The sequence below is a fragment of the Mesorhizobium sp. M1182 genome (assembly GCF_040318335.1).
Lineage (GTDB): Bacteria > Pseudomonadota > Alphaproteobacteria > Rhizobiales > Rhizobiaceae > Mesorhizobium.
Genome location: NZ_JAMYMD010000013.1, coordinates 23,349 through 48,098 on the forward strand (window position 1 = coordinate 23,349; position 24,750 = coordinate 48,098).

A 24,750-nucleotide genomic window follows, 5' to 3' on the forward strand; every position below is an offset into this window, starting at 1 on the left:
GAGATGGCTTCCCCATAGACGTTCGCGGCAGGGCGGGGAAGCCCTGTTGGGACCGTGATCAGGCGAAAACCCCGACCTTGCGGTTGGGATGCGCATGTAGTCGCGCTGCCGCGCGGCGACCAAATTAACCTTTTATTTCCTATGCCTGTTTAGCATCGCTTAACCAGTGGCGGTCGCTACGTCCCAGCCCGAGGGGAAGGCTCCAGAAACCATGGCTTATAGGAAAAATCGTGAACACTGGAGGAACGAGCAGTCCTTGCTGTCGCTCGTCGAGGCGGTGCGCGGCGAGGACGAAGCATCGCTGGTTTCGCTAGAGGACCGCGCAGGCCCGTCATGGCGCGAGGATGCCGCCACACGCCATCGTCTTGCCCGCTCGCGCCGCGAAGCGCGTGCCAGTCCGATCCTGTTGGCAGCCGCCGGCATAAGCCAGCCCGATCCTGATGAGCCAAAGGCCGGCACCATACTGATGGAAGAGGCTGCAGCTGCCGATGGGTTTTTCGACCCCGCTGGCTCCCTTGGCGGCCCCGATGCCGGTTCCGCCGATCACGCAGCATACCGGGCAGCGCCGCCTCCCGCTTCGCCGGTCGAGGTCGCGCGCCCAGGGCCGATCGGTGCCGTGTTGTCGGCGCTGCGCAGGCTCATGCCCGGCAGCGCGCCGGAGGAGGTGGCGTCCGGCGAGACTTCCGCCGCGACAAATTCCACCGCAGCGATGCCGCCTGCGTTCCACCCGCAGCCGTTTTATGCCGGTCGGGCACCTTATCCGCAGCAACCCCCGCCGCCGCATTCGGCCCGTACTCAGGCCTGGTCGAGGAAGGCAAATCAGGCCTCGGAAGCCGCCGATCAGCAAAGCCAGATCGAGGAAATCCGCGCCAGCCTGCGCGAATTCCGCGAGGTCGTTCGCGAACTCACCGAAAACCGCGCGCGCCGCCGCTATTTCTGAGCGTCGAATAAAACATGCCGGTTTCGAGTTAACGGCATGGGACGGCGCATTGACGGGATTGCCCGGCTCGATTTTCGTGAAAATGCCGCGCTGCATGTCCGCCCGCAGCGCATGGTTCTGGGCAACGGCCTGCATAAAAGATATCTGGAGCGCGCCGCATGGATGTTTTAACGCGGCAGGCTTACGCGATAGGCGTCGAGGGTGGTTCATGGCTGAGTTGATTGACGGAAAAAGCGTCGCCGAAGACGTGGTGCGGCGGGTCAAGGCCCTGACCGCCGAACTGGCGGAAAAGGGCGGACGGCAGCCCGGTCTCGCCGTGGTCATCGTCGGCGAGGATCCGGCGAGCCAGGTCTATGTCGCCTCCAAATCCCGCACCGCCAAGGAATGCGGCTTCCATTCGGTTCAGCACACGCTGCCGGCCGAAACCTCCGAGCCGGACCTGTTGAAGATCATCGGCCAGCTCAACGCCGATCCGGCCATCAACGGCATCCTCGTGCAGCTTCCGCTTCCCGGCCATATCGATTCCGGCAAGATCATCCAGACCATCGCGCCGGAGAAGGATGTCGACGGCTTCCACTTCATCAATGTCGGCAAGCTCGGCACCGGCGAACTCGAGACCGCCTTCGTGCCTTGCACGCCGGCCGGCTCGATGCTGCTGATCGAACGCGTGCGTGGCAAGGACCTGTCCGGTCTCAATGCGGTCGTCGTCGGGCGTTCGAACATCGTCGGCAAACCGATGGCCAATCTTCTGCTTGCCGCCAACTGCACCGTCACCATCGCACACAGCCGGACCAGGGACCTGCCGGCGCTTGCCCGCACCGCCGATATTCTGGTTGCAGCCGTCGGCCGGCCTGAAATGGTCCGCGGCGACTGGGTCAAGCCTGGCGCCACCGTCATCGATGTCGGCATCAACCGCGTCGCCGCACCTGAAAAGGGCGAAGGCAAGACGCGCCTCGTCGGCGACGTCGCCTTTGCCGAAGCAGCGAAGGCGGCCGGCGCCATCACGCCGGTGCCTGGCGGCGTCGGGCCGATGACCATTGCCATGCTGATGGCCAACACGCTAGCTTCCGCCTATCTCGCAGCCGGATTGAAACGGCCTTCCTTCTGACCAGAAAGCAGCGTCCTTGCCGAACCTCACTGTTCCCTTAGAACGGCCGGTCACCAATGATCCCGTTCAGGGCGGGCGGCAGTTCGGGTTTCTGTTGGTCGACAAGTTCTCCATGTTCTCGCTGGCCGCGGCAATCGACACGTTCCGGTCGGCGAACCGGCTGCTCGGCCGCGATTTCTATGGCTGGACTACGGTGTCGGCCGACGGCGACGCCGTCATGGCGTCCAACGGCCTGCCGCTCAAGATCGACTACGCGGTTGCCGATCTGCCGCCGGTCGATATCCTGTTCGTCTCGGTCGGGCTGACGACGGAATTTCCCGGCAAGAGCAAGGTGCTGGCGGCGCTGCGCAGCTGGGGCCGGCGCGGCAATGCGCTCGGCGCGCTTTCGGTTGGCTCTTACCTGCTTGCCGAAGCAGGCCAGCTCGATGGTTATCGCTGCACCATTCATTGGGAAAACCGCGCCGGCTTCCTCGAACGCTTTCCGGACATCAACTGCACCGGCAACGTCTTCGAGATCGACCGCAAGCGCTACACCTGCGCCGGCGGCACCACATCGATCGACCTGATGCTGGAGATCGTGCGCGGTGATTTCGGCTCGAGCCTCGCCAATGGCGTCGCCAACCAGTTCCAGCATGAGCGCATCCGCTCGGCCGGGGACCGCCAGCGCGTCGGGCCGGAACGCGACCTCACCGGCAAGTCGGAGAAGCTGCGCCGCATCGTCGAGCTGATGGCCGACCATCTCGACGAGCCGCTGTCGGCGGTGCAGCTCGCCAAGTCGGCGGGCCTGTCGGTGCGCCAGGTCGAGCGCCTGTTCCTGCGCCATCTCAGCGTGACGCCCGGGCGCTACTATATGCGGCTTAGACTCGAGCGGGCGCGCGAACTGCTGCGCCAGACCAACATGCCGATCCTCGACGTGGCGATCGCCACCGGCTTCACCTCGCATTCCTATTTTGCCCAGAGCTATCGGCTCCAATTCGGCCGGCCGCCTTCCGAGGAACGCCGCACGACCTATTGAGGGTTGCACAGAGGTGGCGCAGCTTCGTACTCCACCCGGGCTTGTGTCGCGACGCAGCGTCAAATAGCTTTCCGGCGCCGAGCGGCGGCGACTGACGGGGGGATTTTTGATGACGGGATTTGTGCAGAGCGTCGCTGCGGCGGCCCTGTTGCTGTGGACGACGGGGTTCGGCTTCGCCGCCGATCGCGTCATCGTCATTCTCGATGCCTCCGGCTCGATGTGGGCGCAGATCGACGGCAAGCCCAAGCTCGAAATCGCCCGTCAATCGCTGCGGAACGTGCTGCAATCGGTCCCGGCCGAGGAGGAAATAGGCTTCATGGCCTATGGCCATCGCGAGAAGGCCAGTTGCGACGACATCGAACTCATCGTGCCACCGCAGGCAGGCTCGGCAAGTGCGATCTCAGCCGCGGCCGACAGCTTAAAATTTCAGGGCAAGACGCCGCTGACCGCTGCGGTGAAGCAAGCGGCGGAAGCATTGAAATACACCGAGGACAAGGCGACGGTCGTTCTCATCACCGATGGCATCGAGACATGCAACGGCGATCCCTGTGCGCTCGGCAAGGAACTGGAGGCTGCTGGCGTCGACTTCACCGTCAATGTCGTCGGCTTCGGCCTGACGGCGGCCGAAGGCAAGCAGATCGGTTGCCTCGCCGACAATACCGGCGGCAAATATATCGAAGCGTCGGATGAAAAGGCATTGCAGGACGCCCTCGTCGAGACCGTCGCGCCTCCGCCACCCGCCCCTGAACCGACTCCCGCCCCGCAGCCTGCTCCCCAGCCGGCGCCCGCTCAGCCGGCGGAGTCCAATTTCGTTCCCACCGTCGTGCTTGCCGAGGGTGGCGATCCCGTCACCGACGGCAATGCCTGGGAGATCTACAAGGCGAATTCCGACGGCACGCGCGGCGATCCCGTCACCACCGAACATGGCACCTACAAGGGCAATCTGGAGCCGGGCGACTATATCGTCGTCGCGCGTGCCGGCGAGGCCAGGGCCGAACAGAAGATCAAGATAGAGCCTGGCCAGGTCGCCAAACCGCACTTCAACCTGAATGCCGGCACGCTGGTCATCCACCCGCGGCCAAGCGAAGGAGCGGACATTGATGACGGCGCGGCTGTCGTAATCGGCTATCCCGGCGTCGACACCCCGCCGACCTATTACGGTGACACGAAAGTCGTGCTGCCGGCCGGTGACCAGAAGGTGACGGTCACGATCGGCCAGGGCATGGTTATCGAGACGATCCCGCTTGCCGCCGGCAGGGTCATCGACAAGGACATCATCGTCGGCGTCGGGCGTGTCGTCGCCAACGCCTATTATGCTGCCGGCGGCGACAAGGCCGAGGGTTCGGGCATCGGCTTCAAAGTGCTCCAGGCGAAAAAGAACGTCGACGGAACCAGGCAGGAGGTGACTTATGCCTACGGTCCGGACAGCAAGTTCGATCTGCCGCCCGACGATTATGTAATGGTCGCGACGGTCGACCTTGCGGTGGCCGAGCAGCCGTTCAGCGTCAAGGTTGGCGACCATCAGGATCTGAAGATCGCGATGAACGCCGGCATGCTGACGATAACCGCGCCAGGAGCCTCGAAGATCGAGATATTCGAGGCCAGGAAGGCCATCGACGGAACCCGCAAGTCGGTCGGCTACGCCTATGATCAGAAGTATCAAGCCACCCTGTCGGCCGGTGACTACGCGGTGGTTTCGGAGAAATCGGACAACAGCTCGAAGGAAGGCACGGTAACGGTCAGGGCCGGCGCGCGAGCCGAACTGACGGTTCAATAGATCCAGTGGAGAGCAGCCATTAGCCGCTCTTCCCTATTGCCGAAAAAATCATGCCGTACCGAAGGCGCTGGCGCCATGGTCGGCGCGTCCCACCAACTGCCGGAACCCGGCGAAAAGCTCGCGGCCGAAGCCGAATTCATTGCCTATGAGGTCGCTGTCCGCGGGGCGGCGCAGTGCGAAATCGCCGGCTGGCACCAGTACCTCCAGCGTCCCGGCCTCGGCGTCGAGCCTGATGATATCGCCGTCATGGATCCTGGCGATAGGCCCGTCCTCCGCCGCTTCCGGCGTCACGTGGATCGCCGCCGGCACCTTGCCTGAAGCGCCCGACATGCGGCCGTCGGTGACCAGCGCCACATGCTGGCCGCGGTCCTGCAGGATGCCGAGCACGGTGGTCAGCCTGTGCAATTCCGGCATGCCGTTGGCCTTCGGACCCTGGAACCGAATGACGGCGATGAAGTCGCCTGTCAGCGACCCCGCCGTGAACGCCTCGTTCAGGCCTTGCTGGCTGTCGAACACCTTGGCCGGCGCCTCGATGATGCGCCGCTCCGGCTTGACCGCCGATGTCTTGATGACGGCGTGGCCGAGATTGCCCGAAAGCACTTTCAGACCGCCGCTCGGCTGGAACGCCTTCTTGAACGGTGCCAGCACCTTCTCGTCCCCGCTCTCGCGCGGCGAAGCCTCGCGCACGACGCCGCCGTCGGCGCCGAGCCTGGCCTCGACCGCGTAGGGGCGCAGCCCTTCGCCCCACACCGTCTGCACATCCTCGTGCAGGATGCCTGCGTCGAGCAGTTCGCGGATCAGGAAGCCGAGCCCGCCGGCGGCGTGGAAGTGGTTCACATCGGCAAGGCCGTTCGGATAGACTCGCGCCAGCAGCGGCACGGCTTCCGAGATGTCGGAAATATCCTGCCAGGTAATGGCGATGCCGCCCGCCGCTGCCATGGCGATCAGGTGGATGGTGTGGTTGGTCGAACCGCCGGTGGCGTGCAGGCCGACGATACCGTTGACGATCGAGCGCTCGTCGATCATCCGCCCGACCGGCGTGTAGGCGTTGCCGAGCGCGGTGATCGCCAGCGCCCGCTTCGTCGCTTCCCTGGTCAGCGCGTCGCGCAACGGCGTGCCAGGATTGACGAAGGAAGCGCCAGGCGTGTGCAGGCCCATGATCTCCATCAGCATCTGGTTGGAATTGGCGGTACCGTAGAAAGTGCAGGTTCCCGGCCCGTGATAGGATTTTGATTCCGCTTCGAGCAGTTCGGCCCGTCCCGCCTTGCCCTCGGCATAGAGCTGGCGGATCTTGGCTTTTTCGTCGTTCGGAATGCCGGTCGTCATCGGCCCGGCCGGGATGAAGACCGCCGGCAGATGGCCGAAGGTCAGCGCCGCGATCACCAGTCCAGGCACGATCTTGTCGCAGACGCCGAGATAGACGGCGGCATCGAACATGTTGTGCGACAGGCCGATTGCCGCGGCCATGGCGATCACGTCGCGCGAGAACAGCGACAGCTCCATTCCGGGCTGGCCCTGGGTGACGCCGTCGCACATCGCCGGCACGCCGCCGGCCACCTGGGCGATGCCGCCGGCCTCGCGCGCCGCATCCTTGATCAGCGCCGGAAAGGTCTCGAAAGGCTGATGCGCCGACAGCATGTCGTTATAGGAGGTGATGATACCGAGGTTCGGCACCCGGTCGCCGCCAAGTGCCACCTTTTCGGAAGGGCTGCAGACGGCAAAGCCATGGGCCAGGTTGCCGCAGGACAGCACGGCCCGGTTGGCGGTGCGGTTCGAGGCTTCGGCGATGCGGCCGAGATAGGCCTCGCGACCGGGCTTGGAGCGCTCACGGATGCGCTGGGTGATGGCTTCGATATCGCGTCTTGCGGTCATGGCGGTCGGTCCTTTCAGGCGAGGTCCCGCAAACACCTTCCGGCTGTTGCCGGGACCTGCAGCCAAGTTGAGATCAGGGTGCCCAGAAAACCTCTACGGGCTTTTGAGTGGCATCGAGCACGGCGCGAATGGGCTTTCGTGTTCCAGTTCCAAGCGCGGCCTCGAATGCGCTGCGTTTTTCCGCGCCCTCGATATGCAGCGCGATGAAGGCGGCTTTGATGATCCGCGCCAGTGACAGCGTCAGCCGTGGCTCGCCGGCGCTTGCCGCATGAACCGGAAGCACGACCCTTTGCGACGACGGATCGAGCAATCTTGCCAGGTTCTCGGCATCCGGAAAGAACGAGGCGGTGTGGCCATCAGTTCCCATGCCGAGCACAACGACGTCGAGTGGCCAGGGCAGCACTTGCAGCGCCTCGCTGTCGGAGACCGCTGCACCCTCGATACTTGCCGCGGCGTGGTAGAGCGGCACGAAATTCGCGGCGGCGGCCGCGTTCTGCAGCAGGTTGGCGGCAACCAGGCCGGCATTGGAGCGCGGCGATGAGGGCGGCACGAAGCGCTCGTCGACCAATGTTATCGTCACCTTTTCCCAGGCGATCGGAACGGTCGAAAGCGCCGCGAAGAATTTCGCCGGCGTCGTGCCGCCCGAGACCGCAAGCAGCGCCGTGCCGCGCTCGGCGATCGCCTTTGACAGACGGCCGGCGACGTGGCCGGCAAGCGCTGTGGCCAACTCCTGGCGTCCGGCAAATTCGTGCCAGTTGTAGGCGCCGCCTAATTGCTCTCGTGCCATGTCCGCCCGTCGCGTTCGATCAGCGCAATCGAGGCCGAGGGGCCCCATGTGCCGGCGGTGTAGCCTTGCGCCTCTTGCCTGCCGCTTTCCCAGGCGTCCTGGATCGGGTCGATCCATTTCCACGCCGCCTCGACCTCGTCGCGGCGCATGAACAGCGTCTGGTTGCCACGGATGACGTCCATGATCAGCCGCTCATAGGCATCGGGGGCGCGGCCGTCGAAGGATTGCGCAAAACTCATGTCGAGCGGAATCTGGCGCAGCCGCATGCCGCCCGGCCCCGGATCCTTGATCATGATGAACTGCTTGACGCCCTCGTCGGGCTGCAGCCTGATGACCAGCTGGTTGGCGGAGATCGGCCCGGCGCTCTCGCCGAAGATCGAATGCGGGATCGGCTTGAATTCGATGACGATCTCCGAAACGCGCGTCGCCAGCCGCTTGCCGGTTCGGAGGTAGAACGGCACGCCCGCCCAGCGCCAGTTGCCGATCTCGGCCTTGAGCGCAACGAAAGTCTCGGTGTTGCTGTTCTTGCCGAGTTCCTCGACATAGCCTTTCACCGGCCCGCCGGCCGAGGCGCCGGCACGATACTGCCCGCGCACCGTGTGCTTCGGCGCTTCGTTGCCGTTGATGCGCTTCAGCGCCCGCAGCACCTTCAGCTTTTCGTCACGGACGGCATCGGCGTCCATCGACGACGGCGCCTCCATCGCGACCAGGCAGAGCAGCTGCAGCATGTGGTTCTGCACCATGTCGCGCAATGCGCCGGCCTTGTCGTAATAGGTGACGCGGTCTTCCAGGCCGACAGTCTCGGCCACGGTGATCTGCACATGATCGACATTGGCGGAATTCCAAAGCGGCTCGTAGAGCGCGTTGGCAAAACGCAGCGCCATCAAATTCTGGACCGTCTCCTTGCCGAGATAGTGGTCGATGCGGAAAATCTGGCTTTCATGGAAGTCGTCGCCGACCAGGTCGTTGAGCGCGCGCGCCGAAGCGAGATCGCGGCCGATCGGCTTTTCCAGCACGATGCGCGAATTCGGCGTGATCAGCCCGTGCTCCTTCAGCTTGTGCGAGATGTCGCCGAACAGCGCCGGCGCCACAGCCAGATAGAAAGCGCGGATGTGTTCGCTGTCGCCGATCGCCTTCTTCAGCCTGTCGAAGCCGGCACCTGTGGTTGCATCTGCCGGGATATAGGAGAGCCGCGCGAGGAACGTCTTCAGTTCCGTGGCGTCGATATCCTCCGGTTTCACATGATCGGCAATCGCCTGCCTGGCGAACGACTGGAATTCCTCGTCGGTCATCTTCGAACGCGATGTGCCGATGATGCGCGTCGGCTCGGAAAACTGGTGGTCGCGCTGCCGGTGGTACAGCGACGGCAGAAGCTTACGTTCCGACAGGTCGCCGGTGCCGCCGAAAATGATGAAGTCGAAAGGGTCGACGGGAATGATCTGGCTGGTCATGGTCTGTCCGCTGTGACGCCGGTCGCGATAACGCGGCTGATATAATCTAATCGATTTAAACTTGCCAGTGCCATTGCGTCACATCCGCGTGTGCTCTTGACACCGGCGCTGGCCGGAGGCTTGTCGGCAAGCGATGCTTCCGGAGCCTTCGCAGTTGCAGCATAGAGCCGGATGGCAGCGAAAGCCAAAGGAGAAATCGTCGATGGACGCACATCTTTCGATGGCCTGGCCAAACGCGTCATCGATCGCTTTCAACGATGAGTGAGAAAAGCATGCGCCTCAAAAATAAGGTCGCAATCATCACTGGCGCTGCCTCGGGCTTTGGCGAGGGCATGGCCAGGCGCTTTGCCGAGGAGGGCGCGCGGGTAGTCGTCGCCGATCTGAACGCCAAGGGCGCAGAGCGCGTTGCCGGCGAGATCGGCGAAAAGGCGATCTGGACCCAGACCGACGTCTCGCTGCGGTCCGAATTCGACGACATGGTCCATGCCGCAATGAGCGCCTTCGGCCGCATCGACATCATGGTCAACAACGCGGGTTACACCCATCGCAACGGTGACATGCTGGAAGTCGACGAAGCGACCTTCGACCTGATCACATCAGTCAACATGAAGGCGATCTACCACGCAGCGCTTGCAGTGGTGCCGGTCATGGAACGGCAAGGCGGTGGCGTCATCCTGACGACGGCCTCCACGGCCGGTATCAGACCGCGGCCCGGCCTCACCTGGTACAATGCATCGAAGGGCTGGGCGATCACCGCGACCAAATCGATGGCGGTGGAACTCGCGCCGAAGAACATCCGCGTCAACTGCCTCTGCCCAGTTGCCGGCGAGACCGGCATGCTCGCGAAATTCATGGGCGCCGACACACCCGAGATCCGCGAGAAGTTCCGCGCGTCGATCCCGCTCGGCCGGCTTTCGACGCCGCTCGACATAGCCAATGCCGCGCTTTGGCTTGCTTCGGACGAAGCGGCTTTCATCACTGGCGTGGCGCTGGAAGTCGACGGCGGACGTTGTATTTGAACGGCCGGGGCCTCCGGCGGAGGACTGGCTGACGGCGAGCGACCCGCAATCGCTCTGCCGGCCCTACGCCCCGGTTTTGACGTAGCTCTTGTAAATCCAGCCGCGCTTGCCGTTGTAGACGATCTGGCACCATTGCTTGCAGCTCATCACTTGCACCGAGGTCTTGGCCGGCACGGTGAGAATGGCGGCCGCATTCTTTTTTGGGCCGGTGCGCATGGTGACGGATCTCAGGATGCGTCCGGTACCGGCAGTATTGGCTCTTCCGGAATTTGCCTTGGTGCTGTTGTCGTCTTCGCTCGCGGTCTGCGTCGGCAGTTGCGGCTTGGGCGTGGGGATGGCGGCGGTCTGCGCGCCATCGGGCCCGCTGTTTTTCGTTGAGCTGCCGGGAGCCGCGACCTTGGCAAACAATGCCGCAGCGTCGGGTTTTGCTGCCGGGTCGGCGAATGCCACCGAAGCAGACGATTTATCGGTCGCCTGCTCGGTCTGGCTTGCCAGCTGGTCGGACGCTGCCGTGGCGGCGGCCGATGCCGTCTTTGGCCCTGTCCAGCGCGGATCGTTGGGAGCCAGCGCTGGTATCTCGGCTTCCGCCGCGGCCACCGCTGGGGAAACCGCATCTGCCTTGCCCGTCGTCCGCGGCGCCGCAGCAACCTTGGCAGGCATGATCTTCGTCGTCTTGACCGGGATGGTCGGAACGATCTGCTCAGGACTTGCGGCCGCTTGTCGCTCATTTGCCGGCAATGCCAGCCACAGTGCCACCGCGGCAACGCCGAGCAGTGCGACCGTGCCAAGCGCGGCTATCACCAGATGCGCGTTCGACCGGACCCCGTGCCAGAACGTCGGCCGCATATCGTAACCGAATTGCATCGCAAGGCGCCGTCGTTCCGGCGCGCCGAAACTGAAGGGCTCTCTCACACTTGCCACCTCCATTTGCGGGCCGATGTTCTTACGACCCATGCCGGAGAGCCGGCATTTCGATCGGCATCGGTCCCAAACCAAAAGCGGGCAGGCCCGCAAAAATTCCCCGTTCAGCTGCCCACGAGCATCATCTTTCGCCCGCGATTGTGGCATCACTGCGCCCTTGGCGGGAATTCTGCGCCCCGGTTAAGGATTCTGCAACGTCTGGTTAGATCCTGTCCCGCAACGCGTACCAGTTGAGCGCAAGGAAGAGCAGTGGCGCGCGCAAACGCCGGCCGCCGGGGAAGGGTGGAATTTTCAGGTCCTCGATCAGCTTCAGCCGGTCGCGGTTGCCGGCGACCGTCTCGGCATAAAGCTTGCCGAAAAAGTTCGACAGCATGACGCCGTGGCCGGAATAACCGCCGATCGAGGTCACATTGGGCATCACTTCGCGCACGAACGGCTTTCTCGGCACGGTGATGCCGACGTAGCCGCCCCAGCCATGAGTGATCTCGACGTCCTTCAGTGCCGGATAGATCTCGGCAATCTGCCGGCGGATGTGGATGTGGATGTCCTTGGGATCGTTGACCGCATAGATCTCGCGCCCGCCAAACAGCAGCCGCCCATCCTTCGATTTGCGGAAATAGCGCACGACGAAGCGCGAATCGTCGACCGCCTCGCCACCCGGCAGTATTTTGGAATCGGCTCCCAGCGGTACCGTCGCGCCGATGAAGGAGCCGATCGGCATAATATGCGCGGCACTCACCGGTTCGAGCGTGCCGCCATAGGCGTTGACCCCGATCAGGCATTTAGCGGCGGTGATCGTGCCCTTCGGCGTCGCAACCCTGACCTTGCCGCCGCCGGAGGTGATGCCGGTCGACGGCGTCTGCTCGAAAAGCTTTGCGCCGGCCTCTGCCGCCACCTTTGCGGTGCCGATGACCAGTTTCAGCGGATGGATGTGGCCGGTGCCGGTGTCGCGGGTGCCGCCGAAATAATGCGTCGAGCCCAGCCGCTCGGCTGTCTCCGCGGCATCCATGAATGAGATGTGCGGATAGCCGAAACGGCTCGCCATGATCTCGGCATGCGCCTTGTAGTCGTCGACATAGCGCTTCTTGTGCGCCACCGACATCTGGCCGGGCATATAGTCGATCTCGATCTGGTGCATCGCGGCAAAGTCGAGCAGATGCGCCTTGGCCTCTTCGGCAAGGTCGAACAGCGCCTTGGCGCGGGAAAAGCCGTATTCCGCTTCCAGTTCCTCTGCCCAGGCCCGTTGTCCGGTGCCGAGCTGGCCACCATTGCGGCCCGATGCGCCGTCACCGAAACGATGCGTTTCGATAAGCACGACATCCGCGCCTGTCGTGGCGAGATGAGCCGCCGCCGACAGGCCGGTAAAGCCGCCGCCGACAATCACCACATCGCATGTCCGGTCGCCGTCGAGCGCCGGATATTCGGGCCTTGGCCCGGCCGTGTCTTCGTACCAGGAGCGGCCGGGGGAGATTGGGGATTGGTAAGTCATGATGCTCGGCTAGGGCAGTAGGGCAGTAGGGCAGTAGGGCAGTAGGTGTCTATTCAGCCGACAGCTTGCGGATCAGAAGCCGCAAGAGCTTTCCTACGCTCTCGCTGTGGGGCATCAGTGACTCGACCGCCTCGCGAGAGGTAATTCCAACCCTTTGCGCGATTAAAAGGTGTGTCTCCAGTTCCTTGAGTGATCCCTGGGCGATCCTGAGAAACTGCTGGTAGGAAGCTCGGCTTTCTCGGCCGTAACCCTCGGCGATGTTGGCGGGCACCGACGTTGCTGCCCGACGCACCTGACCCGTCAGCCCGTAGATCTCGTCTTTCGGCCAAGTCGTTGTCACCTGGTAGATTGCAACTGTTAGGTCCATGGCTTGCTGCCAAACGATCAGATCCCTGTAAGATGCGATCTTGTCCGTCATCCTTGCCCTACTGCCCTACTGCCATATTGCCCTACTCCCCTACTCCCCTACTCCCCTACTACACATTCAGCAGCAAATACTCCCTCTCCCACGGGCTGATCACTTCCATGAAGGTTTCGAATTCCGCTCGCTTGATCGCCGCATAGGTGGCGGCAAATGACTTGCCGAGCAGCGCGCCGAGTTCTTCGTCGGCCTCGAACAGGTCGACGGCTTCGAGCAGGCTGCGCGGCAGGTCGATCTGGTCCTCGTTGGCGGTCGTCAGAACCGGCGGCTCGGCCTTGATCTTGTTGGTCATGCCGATCAGTCCGCAGGCAAGCGATGCCGCCAGCGCCAGATAGGGGTTGGCGTCGGAGGAGGGGATGCGGTTTTCGACGCGCCGCGCCGCCGGGTCGGAGCGGGGCACGCGGAAGGCCGTGGTGCGGTTGTCGTAGCCCCATTTGTTGTTGACCGGCGCCGAGGCCGACTGCGTCAGCCGCCGGTAGGAATTGACATAGGGCGCAAACATCACCAGCGCGTTGGGCACATGTTTCTGCATGCCGCCGATGAAGTGGAAGAAGGCCTCGGTCTCCGAGCCGTCCTCCGCCGAAAAGACGTTCTTGCCGGTCTTCTTGTCGATGATCGACTGATGGATATGCATGGCCGAACCGGGCTGCCCTTGGATCGGCTTGGCCATAAACGTGGCGTAGATCTCGTGCTTGAGCGCCGCCTCGCGGATGGTTCGCTTGAACATGAACACCTGGTCGGCGAGCTCGATCGGATCGCCGTGACGCAGATTGATTTCGAGCTGGCCGGCGCCCTCCTCGTGGATCAGCGTGTCGATCTCCAGGCCCTGGCTTTCGGAGAAATGGTAGATGTCGTCGATCAATTCGTCGAATTCGTTAACCCCGGCGATCGAATAGCCGGCGCCGCCGCCGATCGGCCGTCCCGATCGACCTACTGGCGGGGTCAGCGGATAGTCCGGATCGGGGTTCTTGCGCACCAGGTAGAACTCGATCTCGGGTGCCACGACCGGCCTCAGCCCACGCTTGTCATAGGCGGCAAGCACGCGCTTCAGCACGTTGCGCGGCGTGAACTCGACCGAGCGGCCGTCCTGGTGGACGAGGTCGCAGATAACCGCCGCAGTAGGGTCCTCCTCCCACGGCACCACCGTCAGCGTCGAGAGGTCAGGCATCAGCTTGAGGTCGCCGTCGTCCTCCGGATAGTGGAAGCCGTTGCCGTCCTCCGGATAGCCGCCGGAAATCGTTGTCATGAACACCGCCGAAGGCAGCGCCAGCGAGGTGTTGGAGGTGAACTTCTTCGATGGCATCATCTTGCCGCGCGCAACCCCGGCCTGGTCGGGTGTGATGCATTCGATATCTTCGATGCCGCGCCATTCCAGCCAGGCGCTGACTTCCTTCCAGTTCTTGACGCCACGTTGGTTTTTCACGAAGGCAGGCGTGCGGGCGCGTCCTCCGCGGCTCGACGGACGGACTTCCTTTTTTGCAGGCGGCATCAATCACCAGATTTGTTGCAGATTGTGGAGTATAGCCGTTGCCGGCGACGAAAGGGAAGGGGAGCCGGCTGGCGTCCGCCTCGACTAGCCGGGGAAACACAACGACTTCCGGATAAAAACATCCTGGTCTAGGGTCGGCGTCCCGCAACGCCGCAATTGAAGACGTCGAATGCAACACAGCCGCAAACTGACAACGATCGGCTTCGATGCCGACGACACGCTGTGGCAGAACGAACAGTTCTTCCGCATGACCGAGCAGCGCCTCTCCGCGCTGCTCGCCGACCACGCCGAGGAGGATCGGATTTCGGCAAGATTGCTGGAGGCCGAGAAGCGCAACCTCGCGGTCTACGGCTTCGGCATCAAGGGATTTACGCTGTCGATGATCGAGACGGCGATCGAGGTCACCGAAGGCCAGGTGCCTGCCTCAACCATTGCTGAAATTCTCGCCGCGGGCCGCGAGATGCTCAGCCATCCGATCGAGCCGCTTCCCCATGCGCGCGAGACCGTGGAAAAGCTGGCCGGCGCTTACCGCCTGGTGCTGATCACCAAGGGTGACCTGTTCGACCAGGAACGCAAGCTCGCGCAATCCGGCCTTGGCGAGCTGTTTGATGCCGTCGAGATCGTCAGCGACAAGAGCGCGGCCACCTATACCCGCATCTTCAGCCGCCACGGCGACGGCCCGGAAAAGGGCATGATGGTCGGCAACTCGCTCAAGTCGGACGTCGTGCCGGCCATCGAAGCCGGCAGTTGGGGCATCCACGTTCCGCATGAGCTCACCTGGGTGCTGGAACATGTCGAGCCGCCGGTCTCGGCACCGCGCTTTCGCCAGATAGCCAATCTCGGTGAACTGCCGGGCTTGATCGAGCATATTGGCGAGATTGATTGATCAGGTCTGCAGCCGAGGCATCGCGGTAGGCGTCAGGTGCGGCCGACCCCGACCAGCCGGTCGATCACCGGCTGCAGCCGTTCGGTGGTGATCGGCTTGACGACCACTGCATCGATGACGCTGGACAGGCCCAGGCTCTCCGGCGTGCCGGTCTTGACGGAAAGCAGGATCACCGACGGAAGCGATCTGCCTGACGCCCTTCGCAGTGCATCGATACCCGACAGCAAGGCGTCGCAGTCCCCATTCTCCGCACCGCCGTCGAGAACGACAGTGCCGGGAATCAGCGCATGCAAGGCCTTTGCCGCGGTTTCGGGAGTTTCCGAGATCGGTTTGAGGCCGGACCGCTCGACGATCTTTGAAACCACGACCCGGTTGATCGGTGATTTTCCGACCACCAGCACCCGCGAGAAATCCGGGAGCATCCGCGTCTCCACGTCCCGGCTAACGAAAGGCAGCTGTTTTGCAGTCTCGATGTCGCGATTCGCAGGGCACATGGCGGGGCAGGCCGTTGTTCAATGTTTCAATGCAGGGTTGAAACTCGAGAGGTAATTGGCGTGAGATCACTGCTCATGTCAAGCTCAAATGGCGTATCAGGAGAATATCGCAAGAAACATTAAAATTAAAATTAAATGCTTTTCTTTGCCGCCGCTCGAAAGGAGAAGTCGCCACCACAAACGGGCAGGCTCAGCTAAGTTTGGCTGTGCAGCGCGAACGCGTCAACTAACAGCTATAGCCAGATTGACGAAAGGTTGGATGAAGTCGAGGCAAGTCTGTCGCGAGCTTGTCGCATCGCCTCGCCGGACTACCCTTCCTCGTTGGCTACACACGTCTCTTTGATCGACGGGAGATGACAATGGAACTCGTGACTCACAAGAAATTCAAAAATGGCCGGTTGAAATGGGGAAAGGGTACGGTCGTTACCGGCGCGAAGGGGTTTGTCTACCTTTCCGGAAACACCGCGACCGCCGAGGACTACGATCCGATCGGCAAAAGCGGCGGCGGCGCCATTGGCGGTGCAGCGGCACAGTGGCGCACAATTCTCACCAATATCAAATCAGACCTGGAGGAGCTTGGCAGTGCGCTCGAGCATCTGATCAGGCTGACCTTCTTCGTTAAGGGACCATTTCCCGATGGCGGCGTTTTGAGCTCTCCCAATTTTCGCCTGGACGTCTTGGACGAATTCTTTGCGGTGCACTGCCCGAAGCACTGCAGCTACAACAACCCGCCGCCCTCGGAAATTATTGGCGTTGCAGCGCTTGCGCAGCCTGATCTTGTCATTGAAATCGTTGCACTAGCGGCTCTGCCGGATTAGGCAGGGCCGCTGCCTGCGAGGTGCGATAGCCCGCGTTCAAAAAAGGCGCGGTGCGGTAGAATTCATTAGTCGTGGCTCCGCTGTGTGACGATAACCGGGATCAGCAGATCGCCCCAGTTGCCGTCGCCGCCATGGTGCCGTGCCGAGCGCACCAGCTCGACCGAGACGCCGGCCTCGACCGCCTTCATCACCGACTGATTGAGCCTGTGCAGATCGTTCGCCAGCATGCGGATGGTCGCCTGCTGGTCGACATTCATGCTGGTGGCCTGCTCTTCGGCCCGTTCCTTGACGCGGCTTATCGATGCCATTGGTCTTCTCCCTGTGTTGCCATGCCTGTTGTGTTGCCATGCCCGCTTGGGCGTTCCCTCTGTTTGTCTGCTGTTCCGCTATTCCGCCGCCGGCCTGAATTGGGCGTGCTCGGTCGATCCATGCATGGCCGTGGTCGAAGACTGGCCACCGGTGATCGCCATCGAGACGGCGTCGAAATAGCCGGTGCCGACCTCGCGCTGGTGCTTGGTGGCGGTGTAGCCATTGGCTTCCGCGGCGAATTCCGCCTCCTGCAGTTCCGAATAGGCTGCCATCTGCCGCTCCTTGTAGCCGCGGGCGAGCTCGAACATGCCGAAATTGAGCTGGTGGAAACCGGCCAGCGTAATGAACTGGAACTTGTAACCCATGGCGCCGAGTTCCTTCTGGAATTTCGCAATCGTCGCGTCGTCGAGATTCTTCTTCCAGTTGAAAGACGGCGAGCAATTATAGGCAAGCAGCTTGCCCGGATGGTGCTTGCGCACACCTTCGGCAAACGTCCTGGCCTGCGCCAGATCGGGCTTGGAAGTCTCGCACCAGATCAGGTCCGCATAGGGCGCATAGGCGACGGCGCGGGCGATGCAGGGCTCGATGCCGTTGCTGACATGGTAGAAGCCCTCCGCCGTGCGGCCGGCGCCATAATCGACGAAGGGCCGGTCGCGTTCGTCGATGTCGGAGGTCAAGAGCTTTGCCGCTTCAGCGTCGGTGCGCGCCACGACCAGCGTCGGCGTGCCCATGACGTCGGCGGCAAGCCGCGCGGCGTTGAGGTTGCGGATGTGTGCGGCGGTCGGGATCAGTACCTTGCCGCCGAGATGGCCGCATTTCTTCTCCGAAGCCAGTTGGTCCTCGTAATGGACGCCGGCCGCACCCGCCTCGATGAACGCCTTCATGATCTCGAAGGCGTTGAGCGGCCCGCCGCGGCCGGCTGCGGCGTCGGCGACGATCGGGGCGAACCAGGTGTCGACCGACAGCCCGTTGCCTTCCGAAGTCTCGATCTGGTCGGCGCGCTGTAAGGTGCGGTTTATGCGCTTGACCAGCTCGGGCGCGGCATTGGCGGGATAGAGCGACTGGTCCGGGTACATGGCGGAAGCGGTGTTGGCATCGGCGGCGACCTGCCATCCTGACAGATAGATCGCTTTCAGCCCGGCCCGCACCTGCTGCATCGCCTGGTTGCCCGACATGGCACCGAGCGCGTTGACGAAATCCTCTTCATGGATGAGCTGCCACAGCCGGTTTGCCCCCATTTCGGCGAGGCTCTGCCGGATCTGCACCGAGCCGCGCAGCCGCTTCACCTCCTCCGGCGAATAGGGCCGTTCGATGCCATCAAAGCGGCCTTGCGGCGCCGACGGGACGAGGTTGTAAAAGTCGGTCATTGATCACTCCAGGCGGTTTTGATGCCGGTTTAGGAAGGCGTCGCAGAGGGAAAATATGTGCGCCATATGTGTGACACCATTTACACGTCGGCACGACGCAAGCGAGGTAAACCTCCTGATCAGTCATAAAATAAGGGAAAACCTGTGTTGTGTTTGACTGATGAGAGCTGTAAATCTGTCATGATTGTAAAGACAGCCATGCCATCAGCGGATGTAAATTTCTGTCAAGGAAACTCGATTGGCCGACCACAAAATCTTTGCCGGGCCGCGCATTCGTCGCATCCGCAACGCCAAGGGGCTGACCCAGACGGCGATGGCCGAAGGGCTCGGCATCTCGCCGTCCTATCTCAATCTCATCGAGCGCAACCAGCGGCCGCTGACGGTGCAACTGATCCTGAGACTGGCAACCGTCTACAAGGTCGACCCACATGAATTGCAGGGCGAGGCGAGGGGGTCGGTCGCCGATTTGAAGGAAGTGTTTTCAGATCCGTTGCTGGCCGGCGAACTGCCGGGCGACCAGGAACTCATCGAGCTTGCCGAGGCGGCGCCAAATGCTTCCGCCGCCGTCATAAAGCTGTTTCGCGCCTATCGCGAGCAGGCCGAGCGATTGTCGGATATCAACGAGCTGCTCGCGCGTGAGGGCAAGGCCACCGCCCTCTCCGGTGCCAGGCTGCCGATCGACGAGGTGCATGAGATTTTCGAACGCCGGCCGAACCATTTTGCCGCGCTCGAAGAGGAAGCCGAGGCATTCACGTCGGTGCTCGATCCCGGCGACGATCTGTTCAGTGCGTTGAAGGCCTGGCTGCGGCGTGAATTCGGCATCGTCGTCAAGGTACTGCCGGTCGCCACCATGCCCAACTGGCGGCGTCGCTATGACCGTCACTCGCAGCGCCTGTTCCTGTCCGAGCGGCTGTCGCCATTCGATCAACTGCGCGAGGTGGCGATGGAGGCCTGCCTGATCCGCATGAGCGTCGCTGTCGCCGCCGAGATCCAGGTGCTGAAGCTGACCACCGACGAAGCCCGCCGGCTGGCGCGTTTCGAGCTCGGCCGCTATGCCGCGCACGCGCTGATGATGCCCTATCAGCCTTTTCACGCGGCGGCGGTCCGCGCCCGCTATGACATCGACATGTTGCGGTCGCGCTTCGGCGTTTCGTTCGAGCAGGCGGCCAACCGGCTGACCACCCTGCAGCGGCCGGGTGCGCTGGCTGTGCCGTTCTTCATGCTCGAGGTCGACAATGCCGGCAATCGCTTCCGCAAGGCGGGCAGCCACGGCTTTCCGCAAAGCCGCTTCGGCGGCGGCTGTCCGAAGCTGCCGGTCCATGCCGCCTTCGCTCAGCCCGGCCAGATCCTGGTCGAGGCAGTGGAAATGCCAGATGGCGCAGCGTTTCTCTGCATTGCCCGCACGCTCGAGGGGCCGCAGGGCTCGTTTGCCGAGCGCCCGCGGCGCACGGCGCTGTTGCTCGGCTGCGACATCGGTTTTCGCGACGAGGTCGTCTATGGAGCGGCATTGCCGGGGCCGGCCGCCATCGGCAAGACCGGACAGAGCGCCGCTGCGCTGGCTACGCCGGTCGGCCCTGCCTGCCGGCTGTGCGAACGCATCGGCTGCCTCGCCCGCGCCGAGCCACCCGTTACACGTCCGCTCGGCCTCGACGAGATGGTCACGGGACTGTCGGCGTTCGATTTCCAGTGATTCGGCTCCAGCAATATTGCGGCTGAATCTTCGACCAAAGGACCTCATCTGTTCCTGCGGCGGCAACCAGTAAGCTGGTTCGCGGTTGCCGGCCAAAATATTGGTTCGGCCAAAATATTGATTCAGCCGAATATTGATTCAGCATTGACGGTACGGTATCAAAAAAAAGAACTGCGCAACGGTCGGGGGATCAATGATGGGCAGGACAGTTTTTTGGCTTGGCGCTCGCGTTTTCGGCCGATCCCGCATTGGCTGAAAAGTCCTCGGATTTCTTCAAGTCCTATCAACAGTATAATGATGCCGGCAAGGCGTTGCTGGACAAGATCGATCCGAAGACCGGCGCGATAAATCTTGCCGAAGGCATCCATCTCGACCTCAAGGACAAGTTCTATTTTCTGGACAAGAAGGACACGCTCTCCGTCCTCACCGAAGCCTGGGGCAATCCGCCCGACTCTGGTTCCGATGCCCTCGGCATGATCTTTCCAGTCTCCCATGATCCCATTGCCGACAACAATTGGGGGATAGAGCTGCGCTGGGAAAAGATCGGTTACGTCGACGACAGCGACGCCGCGTCCATCGATTACAATGAACTGCTGCGCAACATGCAGTCAGACACTCTGTCCGGCAACGATCAGAGGGTAAAGGATGGCTATGCGCCCATTACGCTGATCGGCTGGGCGTCGCCGCCGGTTTATGACGCGGCCCACAAGCGCCTGCACTGGGCCAAGGAGCTGCAATTTGGCAACGATGCCGCCCATACGCTCAACTACGACGTCCGTTTCCTTGGCAGGGAGGGCGTCTTCGTGATGAGCTATATCGCGACGGTGGAACAATTGCCGGAGATAAGGCAAAGCCTGGATGAGGTGCTTGGCCTCGCGGACTTCAATACCGGCAAGACATACGCCGATTTCGTGCCGGGCGTCGATACGGTTGCGGCGATTGGCGTCGGTGGCCTGATTGCCGGCAAGCTGGCGGCGAAAGCAGGTTTTCTGGTCGTGGCGCTGATCGCGCTGAAAAAGTTTGGCCTGCTCCTGCTGGTTCCGCTGGCCGGTCTCTGGCGTTTTATCCGCGGCAACAAGAGCACCTCGTAACGCATCATCGACAAGTCGCCTCGGATCATCGCCGGGCGAGGGGCGAGGCGCCCTCATCAGTGCGCCAAACGGAACATCGAACTGGATCACGCCCGGCCTTCTGCTTTGCGTTACGCGAATGAGGCACGTCTCTGTCGTCCATTGCACATCGTGCTGCTCCGAATTCGCCGACAGTCATACCCATGACCGATACCGCATCATCTCCGGTTGCCGCTTCGCCGATCGTGTCGCCGCAAGGCGAACGCGTCGGCTTCCTGCTGGTATTCCTGTCGGCGTTGATGTGGAGCTTCGGCGGCAGCATTGCGCGCTTCATCGACAACGCCGACAGCTGGACGGTGGTGTTCTGGCGCTCGGTCTGGGCCGCCGCCTTCCTGCTCTGCTTCATGGTCTGGCGCGATGGCTGGCGTGGCACGCTGAAGCTGTTTCGCGGCATGGGCCTGGCCGGCCTTGCGGTGGCGTTCTGCTTCGCCACGGCGTCGACCTCTTTCGTCGTGGCGCTTGCCTATACCACCGTCGCCAACATCCTGTTGATGCAGGCCGGCGTGCCGCTTCTGGCGGCGCTGTTTGCCTGGGCGCTGTTTCGCGAACGGGTGGCGGTGGCGACCTGGGTGGCGATCGCCGCCGTTATTGTCGGCGTCGCCATCATGGTGTCGGAATCGCTCGATGGCGCGGTGTCGCCAATTGGCGACGGGCTGGCGCTGCTCATCGCTGTCATGTTCTCGATCGCCACCGTCATCACGCGCCGCTTTGCCCATGTGCGCATGACGCCAGCGACCTGCCTCGGCACGATGCTGGCGGCCGCCTTTGCGGCATCGCAGGCGTCGGCGCTGGGCGTCTCCAGCCATGATATGGGCTTCCTCTTTGCCTTCGGCGTGGTCAATCTGGGACTCGGTCTCGCCTTCTTCGCCACCGGAGCCCGGCTTGTTCCGGCCGCCGTCGCGGCGCTGCTCGGCACGTTCGAACCGATCCTTGGTCCGATCTGGGTCTGGCTCATCCATTCCGAGGTGCCGTCGGCGCGCACCATCGTCGGCGGTGCGGTCGTGGTCACCGCGCTGCTCGTCCATATCGGGCTCGAGTTCAAACGCCAGACGCGGCCCGCGCGAGCGGGCGTCACCGGTGTGCCGTCACCTAATTGATGCAGTGCGCGCGTCAAAGCGAGATGAACCATTGACAACGTCGCAGCCGCGCGGGCAGGCTGCGATCACGGCAACAACAAGACAGGCGTATCTTGCCAAGTCTCCATGCCGGTCGCATCGAGGCCGGACAATATCGTCGTCTCCCTGCCCGCGCCGTAGCGAAAGCTTCCGACGGCGTCGGAACACCACCAACGCCACGCCAGGTCTTCGCTGTCGGCTCGCCGCCGAACGATAATGGCGCCGGCAATTCGCGCTTGTCGCCTGCCTGCAAGCCCAATACCTTGAAGCAAATGCCCAGCCGCGCGGACGCCGCGACGAGCTGGCGACGGAACACTCATCAAAGGAGAATAGCATGACCCGCAAAGCGCTCTGGCTTTCGGCGACTTCGGCGTTTCTGGCAGTTTTTACCTTGGGCGCGCATGCCGAGGATCGCGTCGTCAACGTCTTCAACTGGTCGGACTATATCGACAGTTCGATCATCGACGACTTCACCAAGGAAACCGGCATCAAGGTCGTCTACGACACTTTCGATTCCAACGAGATCCTGGAAACGAAACTGCTCGCCGGCGGCAGCGGCTACGATGTCGTCGTGCCCAGCGGCAATTTCCTTGCACGACAGATCCAGGCGGGTGTGTTCCAGAAGCTCGACAAATCGAAACTGCCGAATATTTCCAACATGTGGGATGTTATTTCGGAGCGGACCAATGAATACGACCCCGGCAACGAATATTCCGTCAACTATATGTGGGGAACGGTCGGAATTGGCTACAACATCAAGAAAGTGCAGGCGGCACTTGGCTCCGACAAGATCGACAGCTGGGATGTTTTCTTCAATCCAGACACACTGAAGAAGCTCAATGATTGCGGCGTTCATGTGCTGGACTCGCCGGCGGACATGATACCGGCTGCATTGAAATATCTCGGTCTTGACCCGAACAGCACGTCTGCCGACGATATCGCCAAGGCCGAGGAGGCACTGCTCAAGATCCGGCCCTACATCCGCAAGTTCCACTCTTCCGAATACATCAACGCCCTGGCCAACGGCGATATCTGCCTGGCGGTCGGCTTCTCGGGCGACATCTTCCAGGCGCGCGATCGCGCCGATGAAGCCAAGCAGGGTGTCGAAATCGGCTACTCCGTGCCGAAGGAAGGGGCGCAGATATGGTTTGATCAGATGGCGATACCGGCCGATGCACCGCACGTCGCCGAGGCACACGAATTTCTCAACTACATGATGAGGCCGGAAGTGATCGCCAAATCATCAAATGCCGTTCTGTACGCCAACGGCAACAAGGCTTCGCAGCAGTTCATCGACAAGGCGATTCTGGAAGATCCTGCGATCTATCCCGACGCCGCGACTATGCAGAAGCTCTACACCGTTTCGCCTTACGATCCCAAGACCCAGCGCATCATCACCCGCACCTGGACCAAGATCGTCACCGGCCAATAGCAACCTGACCAGGGCCCGGCAGCCGTTGCCGGGCCGCTTTCTCATGAGGCAAGCAGCAGGACGGAGTGGGACATGAAATCGCTTGGCAGCATCCGCAGGGATTTTGCGCCATGGAACGATCCGAACGCCAAGCCATACATCCAGTTCGACAACGTCACCAAGAAATTCGGTGAGTTTACAGCGGTCAACAACCTGTCGCTGACCATTTTCGAACGCGAATTCTTTGCCTTGCTGGGGGCCTCAGGCTGCGGGAAATCGACGCTGCTCAGGATGCTCGCCGGCTTCGAGGAGCCGACCGCCGGCCGCATCCTGCTCGACGGCCAGGATCTGCGCGGCATTCCGCCCTACCGACGGCCGGTCAACATGATGTTCCAGTCCTACGCCTTGTTTCCGCACATGACGGTCGAGAACAACATTGCCTTCGGCCTCAAGCAGGAAGGCATGGCCAAGGCCGACATCGACAAGCGCGTCGCCGAGATGCTGAAGCTGGTCAAGCTCGAGCAGTTCGCCAAGCGCAAACCGCACCAGTTGTCGGGTGGCCAGCGCCAGCGCGTCGCGCTCGCGCGCTCGGTGGCCAAGCGGCCGAAAGTCCTGCTGCTCGACGAGCCGCTTGGTGCGCTGGACAAGAAGCTGCGCGAGGAAACCCAGTTCGAGCTGATGGACCTGCAGCAGAACCTCGGCCTCACCTTCGTCGTAGTCACCCATGATCAGGAAGAGGCGATGACGATGGCCGACCGCATCGCCATCATCGACAAGGGCGAGGTGATGCAGGTCGCGACGCCGGCCGAGGTCTACGAGGCGCCGGGTTCCCGCTTCGTCGCCGGCTTCGTCGGCAATGTGAATATGTTCGACGGCAAGATCGCGGCTGGCGAGGCCGGCAGCGCGAGCATCGATGCCGGCAACGGCATCACCATCCGGACCGAAAATGCCGGCAGTGCCGCCGCCGGAACATCCGTCACCTTCGCCATCCGGCCGGAGAAGATCAAGGTGTCCTCCATAAAACCGGCCGGTGCCGTCAACGCCATCGAGGGCGAGGTCTACGACATAGCCTATCTCGGCGACATGACCGTCTATCACGTCAGGCTGGACGACGGTCAGGTGGTGCGGGCGAGCACCATGAACGCGGCACGCCTCACCGAGGGCCCATTGACCTGGAACGACCGCGCCTGGGTTTCTTTCCGCCCCGACGCCGGCGTCGTCCTGACACGGTAGGGACTGAT

23 protein-coding genes are annotated in these 24,750 nt (G+C 62.5%); 13 read left to right on the forward strand and 10 right to left on the reverse strand.

What is annotated here, in order from left to right; genetic code table 11:
- Nucleotides 1-211 precede the first annotated feature (211 nt).
- The 5 genes from NKH33_RS17290 (at nt 212) to NKH33_RS17310 (ending at nt 4,840) form a co-directional block, all read left to right on the forward strand.
- Nucleotides 212-940, forward strand: coding sequence for a hypothetical protein (locus NKH33_RS17290; protein WP_352920746.1), 729 nt, complete (start codon nt 212-214; stop codon nt 938-940).
- A 36-nt stretch (nt 941-976) separates the two neighbouring features.
- Nucleotides 977-1,111, forward strand: coding sequence for a hypothetical protein (locus NKH33_RS17295; RefSeq protein ID WP_023677431.1), 135 nt, complete (start codon nt 977-979; stop codon nt 1,109-1,111).
- A 37-nt stretch (nt 1,112-1,148) separates the two neighbouring features.
- Entirely contained in the window at nt 1,149-2,048 is a 900-nt protein-coding gene (gene folD / locus NKH33_RS17300) for a bifunctional methylenetetrahydrofolate dehydrogenase/methenyltetrahydrofolate cyclohydrolase FolD (RefSeq protein ID WP_352686532.1), read from the forward strand.
- A gap of 16 nt (nt 2,049-2,064) precedes the next feature.
- A complete protein-coding gene (locus NKH33_RS17305) occupies nt 2,065-3,063 on the forward strand; it encodes a GlxA family transcriptional regulator (protein ID WP_254820541.1) in 999 nt (332 codons plus the stop codon).
- Between the two features lie 109 nt (nt 3,064-3,172).
- On the forward strand, nt 3,173-4,840 hold the full coding sequence (locus NKH33_RS17310; protein WP_352920748.1) for a vWA domain-containing protein: 1,668 nt from the start codon (nt 3,173-3,175) through the stop codon (nt 4,838-4,840).
- Nucleotides 4,841-4,888: 48 nt separating this feature from the next.
- Here the strand turns inward: NKH33_RS17310 and edd are convergent, their stop codons facing one another.
- From edd to zwf, 3 genes are all read right to left on the reverse strand, one after another.
- Nucleotides 4,889-6,712, reverse strand: a complete 1,824-nt coding sequence (gene edd, locus NKH33_RS17315) for a phosphogluconate dehydratase (protein ID WP_352920750.1) — start codon at nt 6,710-6,712, stop codon at nt 4,889-4,891.
- A 73-nt stretch (nt 6,713-6,785) separates the two neighbouring features.
- The gene (gene pgl, locus NKH33_RS17320; protein WP_352541755.1) at nt 6,786-7,499 is read right to left on the reverse strand and encodes a 6-phosphogluconolactonase; all 714 of its coding nucleotides are present in this window, start codon (nt 7,497-7,499) and stop codon (nt 6,786-6,788) included.
- On the reverse strand, nt 7,481-8,950 hold the full coding sequence (gene zwf / locus NKH33_RS17325; protein WP_352472717.1) for a glucose-6-phosphate dehydrogenase: 1,470 nt from the start codon (nt 8,948-8,950) through the stop codon (nt 7,481-7,483). The genes pgl and zwf overlap by 19 nt, the downstream gene beginning before the upstream one ends.
- A 272-nt stretch (nt 8,951-9,222) precedes the next feature.
- On the opposite strand from zwf, the gene NKH33_RS17330 reads away from it, so the two are divergent.
- A complete protein-coding gene (locus NKH33_RS17330; protein ID WP_023677438.1) occupies nt 9,223-9,969 on the forward strand; it encodes an SDR family oxidoreductase in 747 nt (248 codons plus the stop codon).
- A gap of 63 nt (nt 9,970-10,032) precedes the next feature.
- On the opposite strand, the gene NKH33_RS17335 is transcribed toward NKH33_RS17330, so the two are convergent.
- From NKH33_RS17335 to NKH33_RS17350, 4 genes are all read right to left on the reverse strand, one after another.
- The gene (locus NKH33_RS17335) at nt 10,033-10,833 is read right to left on the reverse strand and encodes an SH3 domain-containing protein (RefSeq protein ID WP_352472716.1); all 801 of its coding nucleotides are present in this window, start codon (nt 10,831-10,833) and stop codon (nt 10,033-10,035) included.
- 259 nt (nt 10,834-11,092) lie between these two features.
- Entirely contained in the window at nt 11,093-12,379 is a 1,287-nt protein-coding gene (locus NKH33_RS17340; protein ID WP_352920752.1) for an NAD(P)/FAD-dependent oxidoreductase, read from the reverse strand.
- 49 nt (nt 12,380-12,428) lie between these two features.
- Nucleotides 12,429-12,797: a four helix bundle protein gene (locus tag NKH33_RS17345; protein WP_352850974.1), complete on the reverse strand. Its 369-nt coding sequence runs from the start codon at nt 12,795-12,797 to the stop codon at nt 12,429-12,431.
- A gap of 58 nt (nt 12,798-12,855) precedes the next feature.
- The gene (locus NKH33_RS17350) at nt 12,856-14,289 is read right to left on the reverse strand and encodes a glutamine synthetase family protein (protein ID WP_352457076.1); all 1,434 of its coding nucleotides are present in this window, start codon (nt 14,287-14,289) and stop codon (nt 12,856-12,858) included.
- A gap of 169 nt (nt 14,290-14,458) precedes the next feature.
- On the opposite strand from NKH33_RS17350, the gene NKH33_RS17355 reads away from it, so the two are divergent.
- Nucleotides 14,459-15,175 (forward strand): HAD family hydrolase, encoded by a 717-nt coding sequence (locus NKH33_RS17355; protein WP_352541759.1) that lies wholly within the window; start codon nt 14,459-14,461, stop codon nt 15,173-15,175.
- Between the two features lie 32 nt (nt 15,176-15,207).
- On the opposite strand, the gene NKH33_RS17360 is transcribed toward NKH33_RS17355, so the two are convergent.
- Nucleotides 15,208-15,597: an ANTAR domain-containing protein gene (locus NKH33_RS17360; RefSeq protein ID WP_352502068.1), complete on the reverse strand. Its 390-nt coding sequence runs from the start codon at nt 15,595-15,597 to the stop codon at nt 15,208-15,210.
- Nucleotides 15,598-16,028: 431 nt separating this feature from the next.
- Here NKH33_RS17360 and NKH33_RS17365 point away from each other — a divergent pair, with 431 nt between their 5' ends.
- On the forward strand, nt 16,029-16,487 hold the full coding sequence (locus NKH33_RS17365) for a RidA family protein (protein WP_352920755.1): 459 nt from the start codon (nt 16,029-16,031) through the stop codon (nt 16,485-16,487).
- Between the two features lie 65 nt (nt 16,488-16,552).
- Here NKH33_RS17365 and NKH33_RS17370 read toward each other — a convergent pair whose 3' ends face one another.
- Entirely contained in the window at nt 16,553-16,795 is a 243-nt protein-coding gene (locus tag NKH33_RS17370) for an SMc00767 family acetate metabolism repressor (RefSeq protein ID WP_023719402.1), read from the reverse strand.
- Between the two features lie 78 nt (nt 16,796-16,873).
- Complete coding sequence (gene aceA / locus NKH33_RS17375; protein WP_352920757.1) at nt 16,874-18,163, reverse strand: isocitrate lyase; 1,290 nt, start codon at nt 18,161-18,163, stop codon at nt 16,874-16,876.
- 238 nt (nt 18,164-18,401) lie between these two features.
- Here aceA and NKH33_RS17380 point away from each other — a divergent pair, with 238 nt between their 5' ends.
- The 5 genes from NKH33_RS17380 (at nt 18,402) to NKH33_RS17400 (ending at nt 24,742) form a co-directional block, all read left to right on the forward strand.
- The gene (locus NKH33_RS17380) at nt 18,402-19,853 is read left to right on the forward strand and encodes a helix-turn-helix domain-containing protein (protein ID WP_352472710.1); all 1,452 of its coding nucleotides are present in this window, start codon (nt 18,402-18,404) and stop codon (nt 19,851-19,853) included.
- Nucleotides 19,854-20,071: 218 nt separating this feature from the next.
- On the forward strand, nt 20,072-20,944 hold the full coding sequence (locus tag NKH33_RS17385; protein ID WP_352920759.1) for a DUF2167 domain-containing protein: 873 nt from the start codon (nt 20,072-20,074) through the stop codon (nt 20,942-20,944).
- Nucleotides 20,945-21,126: 182 nt separating this feature from the next.
- Nucleotides 21,127-22,080 (forward strand): DMT family transporter, encoded by a 954-nt coding sequence (locus tag NKH33_RS17390; protein WP_352920761.1) that lies wholly within the window; start codon nt 21,127-21,129, stop codon nt 22,078-22,080.
- Nucleotides 22,081-22,432: 352 nt separating this feature from the next.
- A complete protein-coding gene (locus NKH33_RS17395; RefSeq protein WP_352773946.1) occupies nt 22,433-23,530 on the forward strand; it encodes a polyamine ABC transporter substrate-binding protein in 1,098 nt (365 codons plus the stop codon).
- Between the two features lie 72 nt (nt 23,531-23,602).
- Nucleotides 23,603-24,742, forward strand: coding sequence for an ABC transporter ATP-binding protein (locus tag NKH33_RS17400; protein ID WP_352920763.1), 1,140 nt, complete (start codon nt 23,603-23,605; stop codon nt 24,740-24,742).
- Nucleotides 24,743-24,750 lie beyond the last annotated feature (8 nt).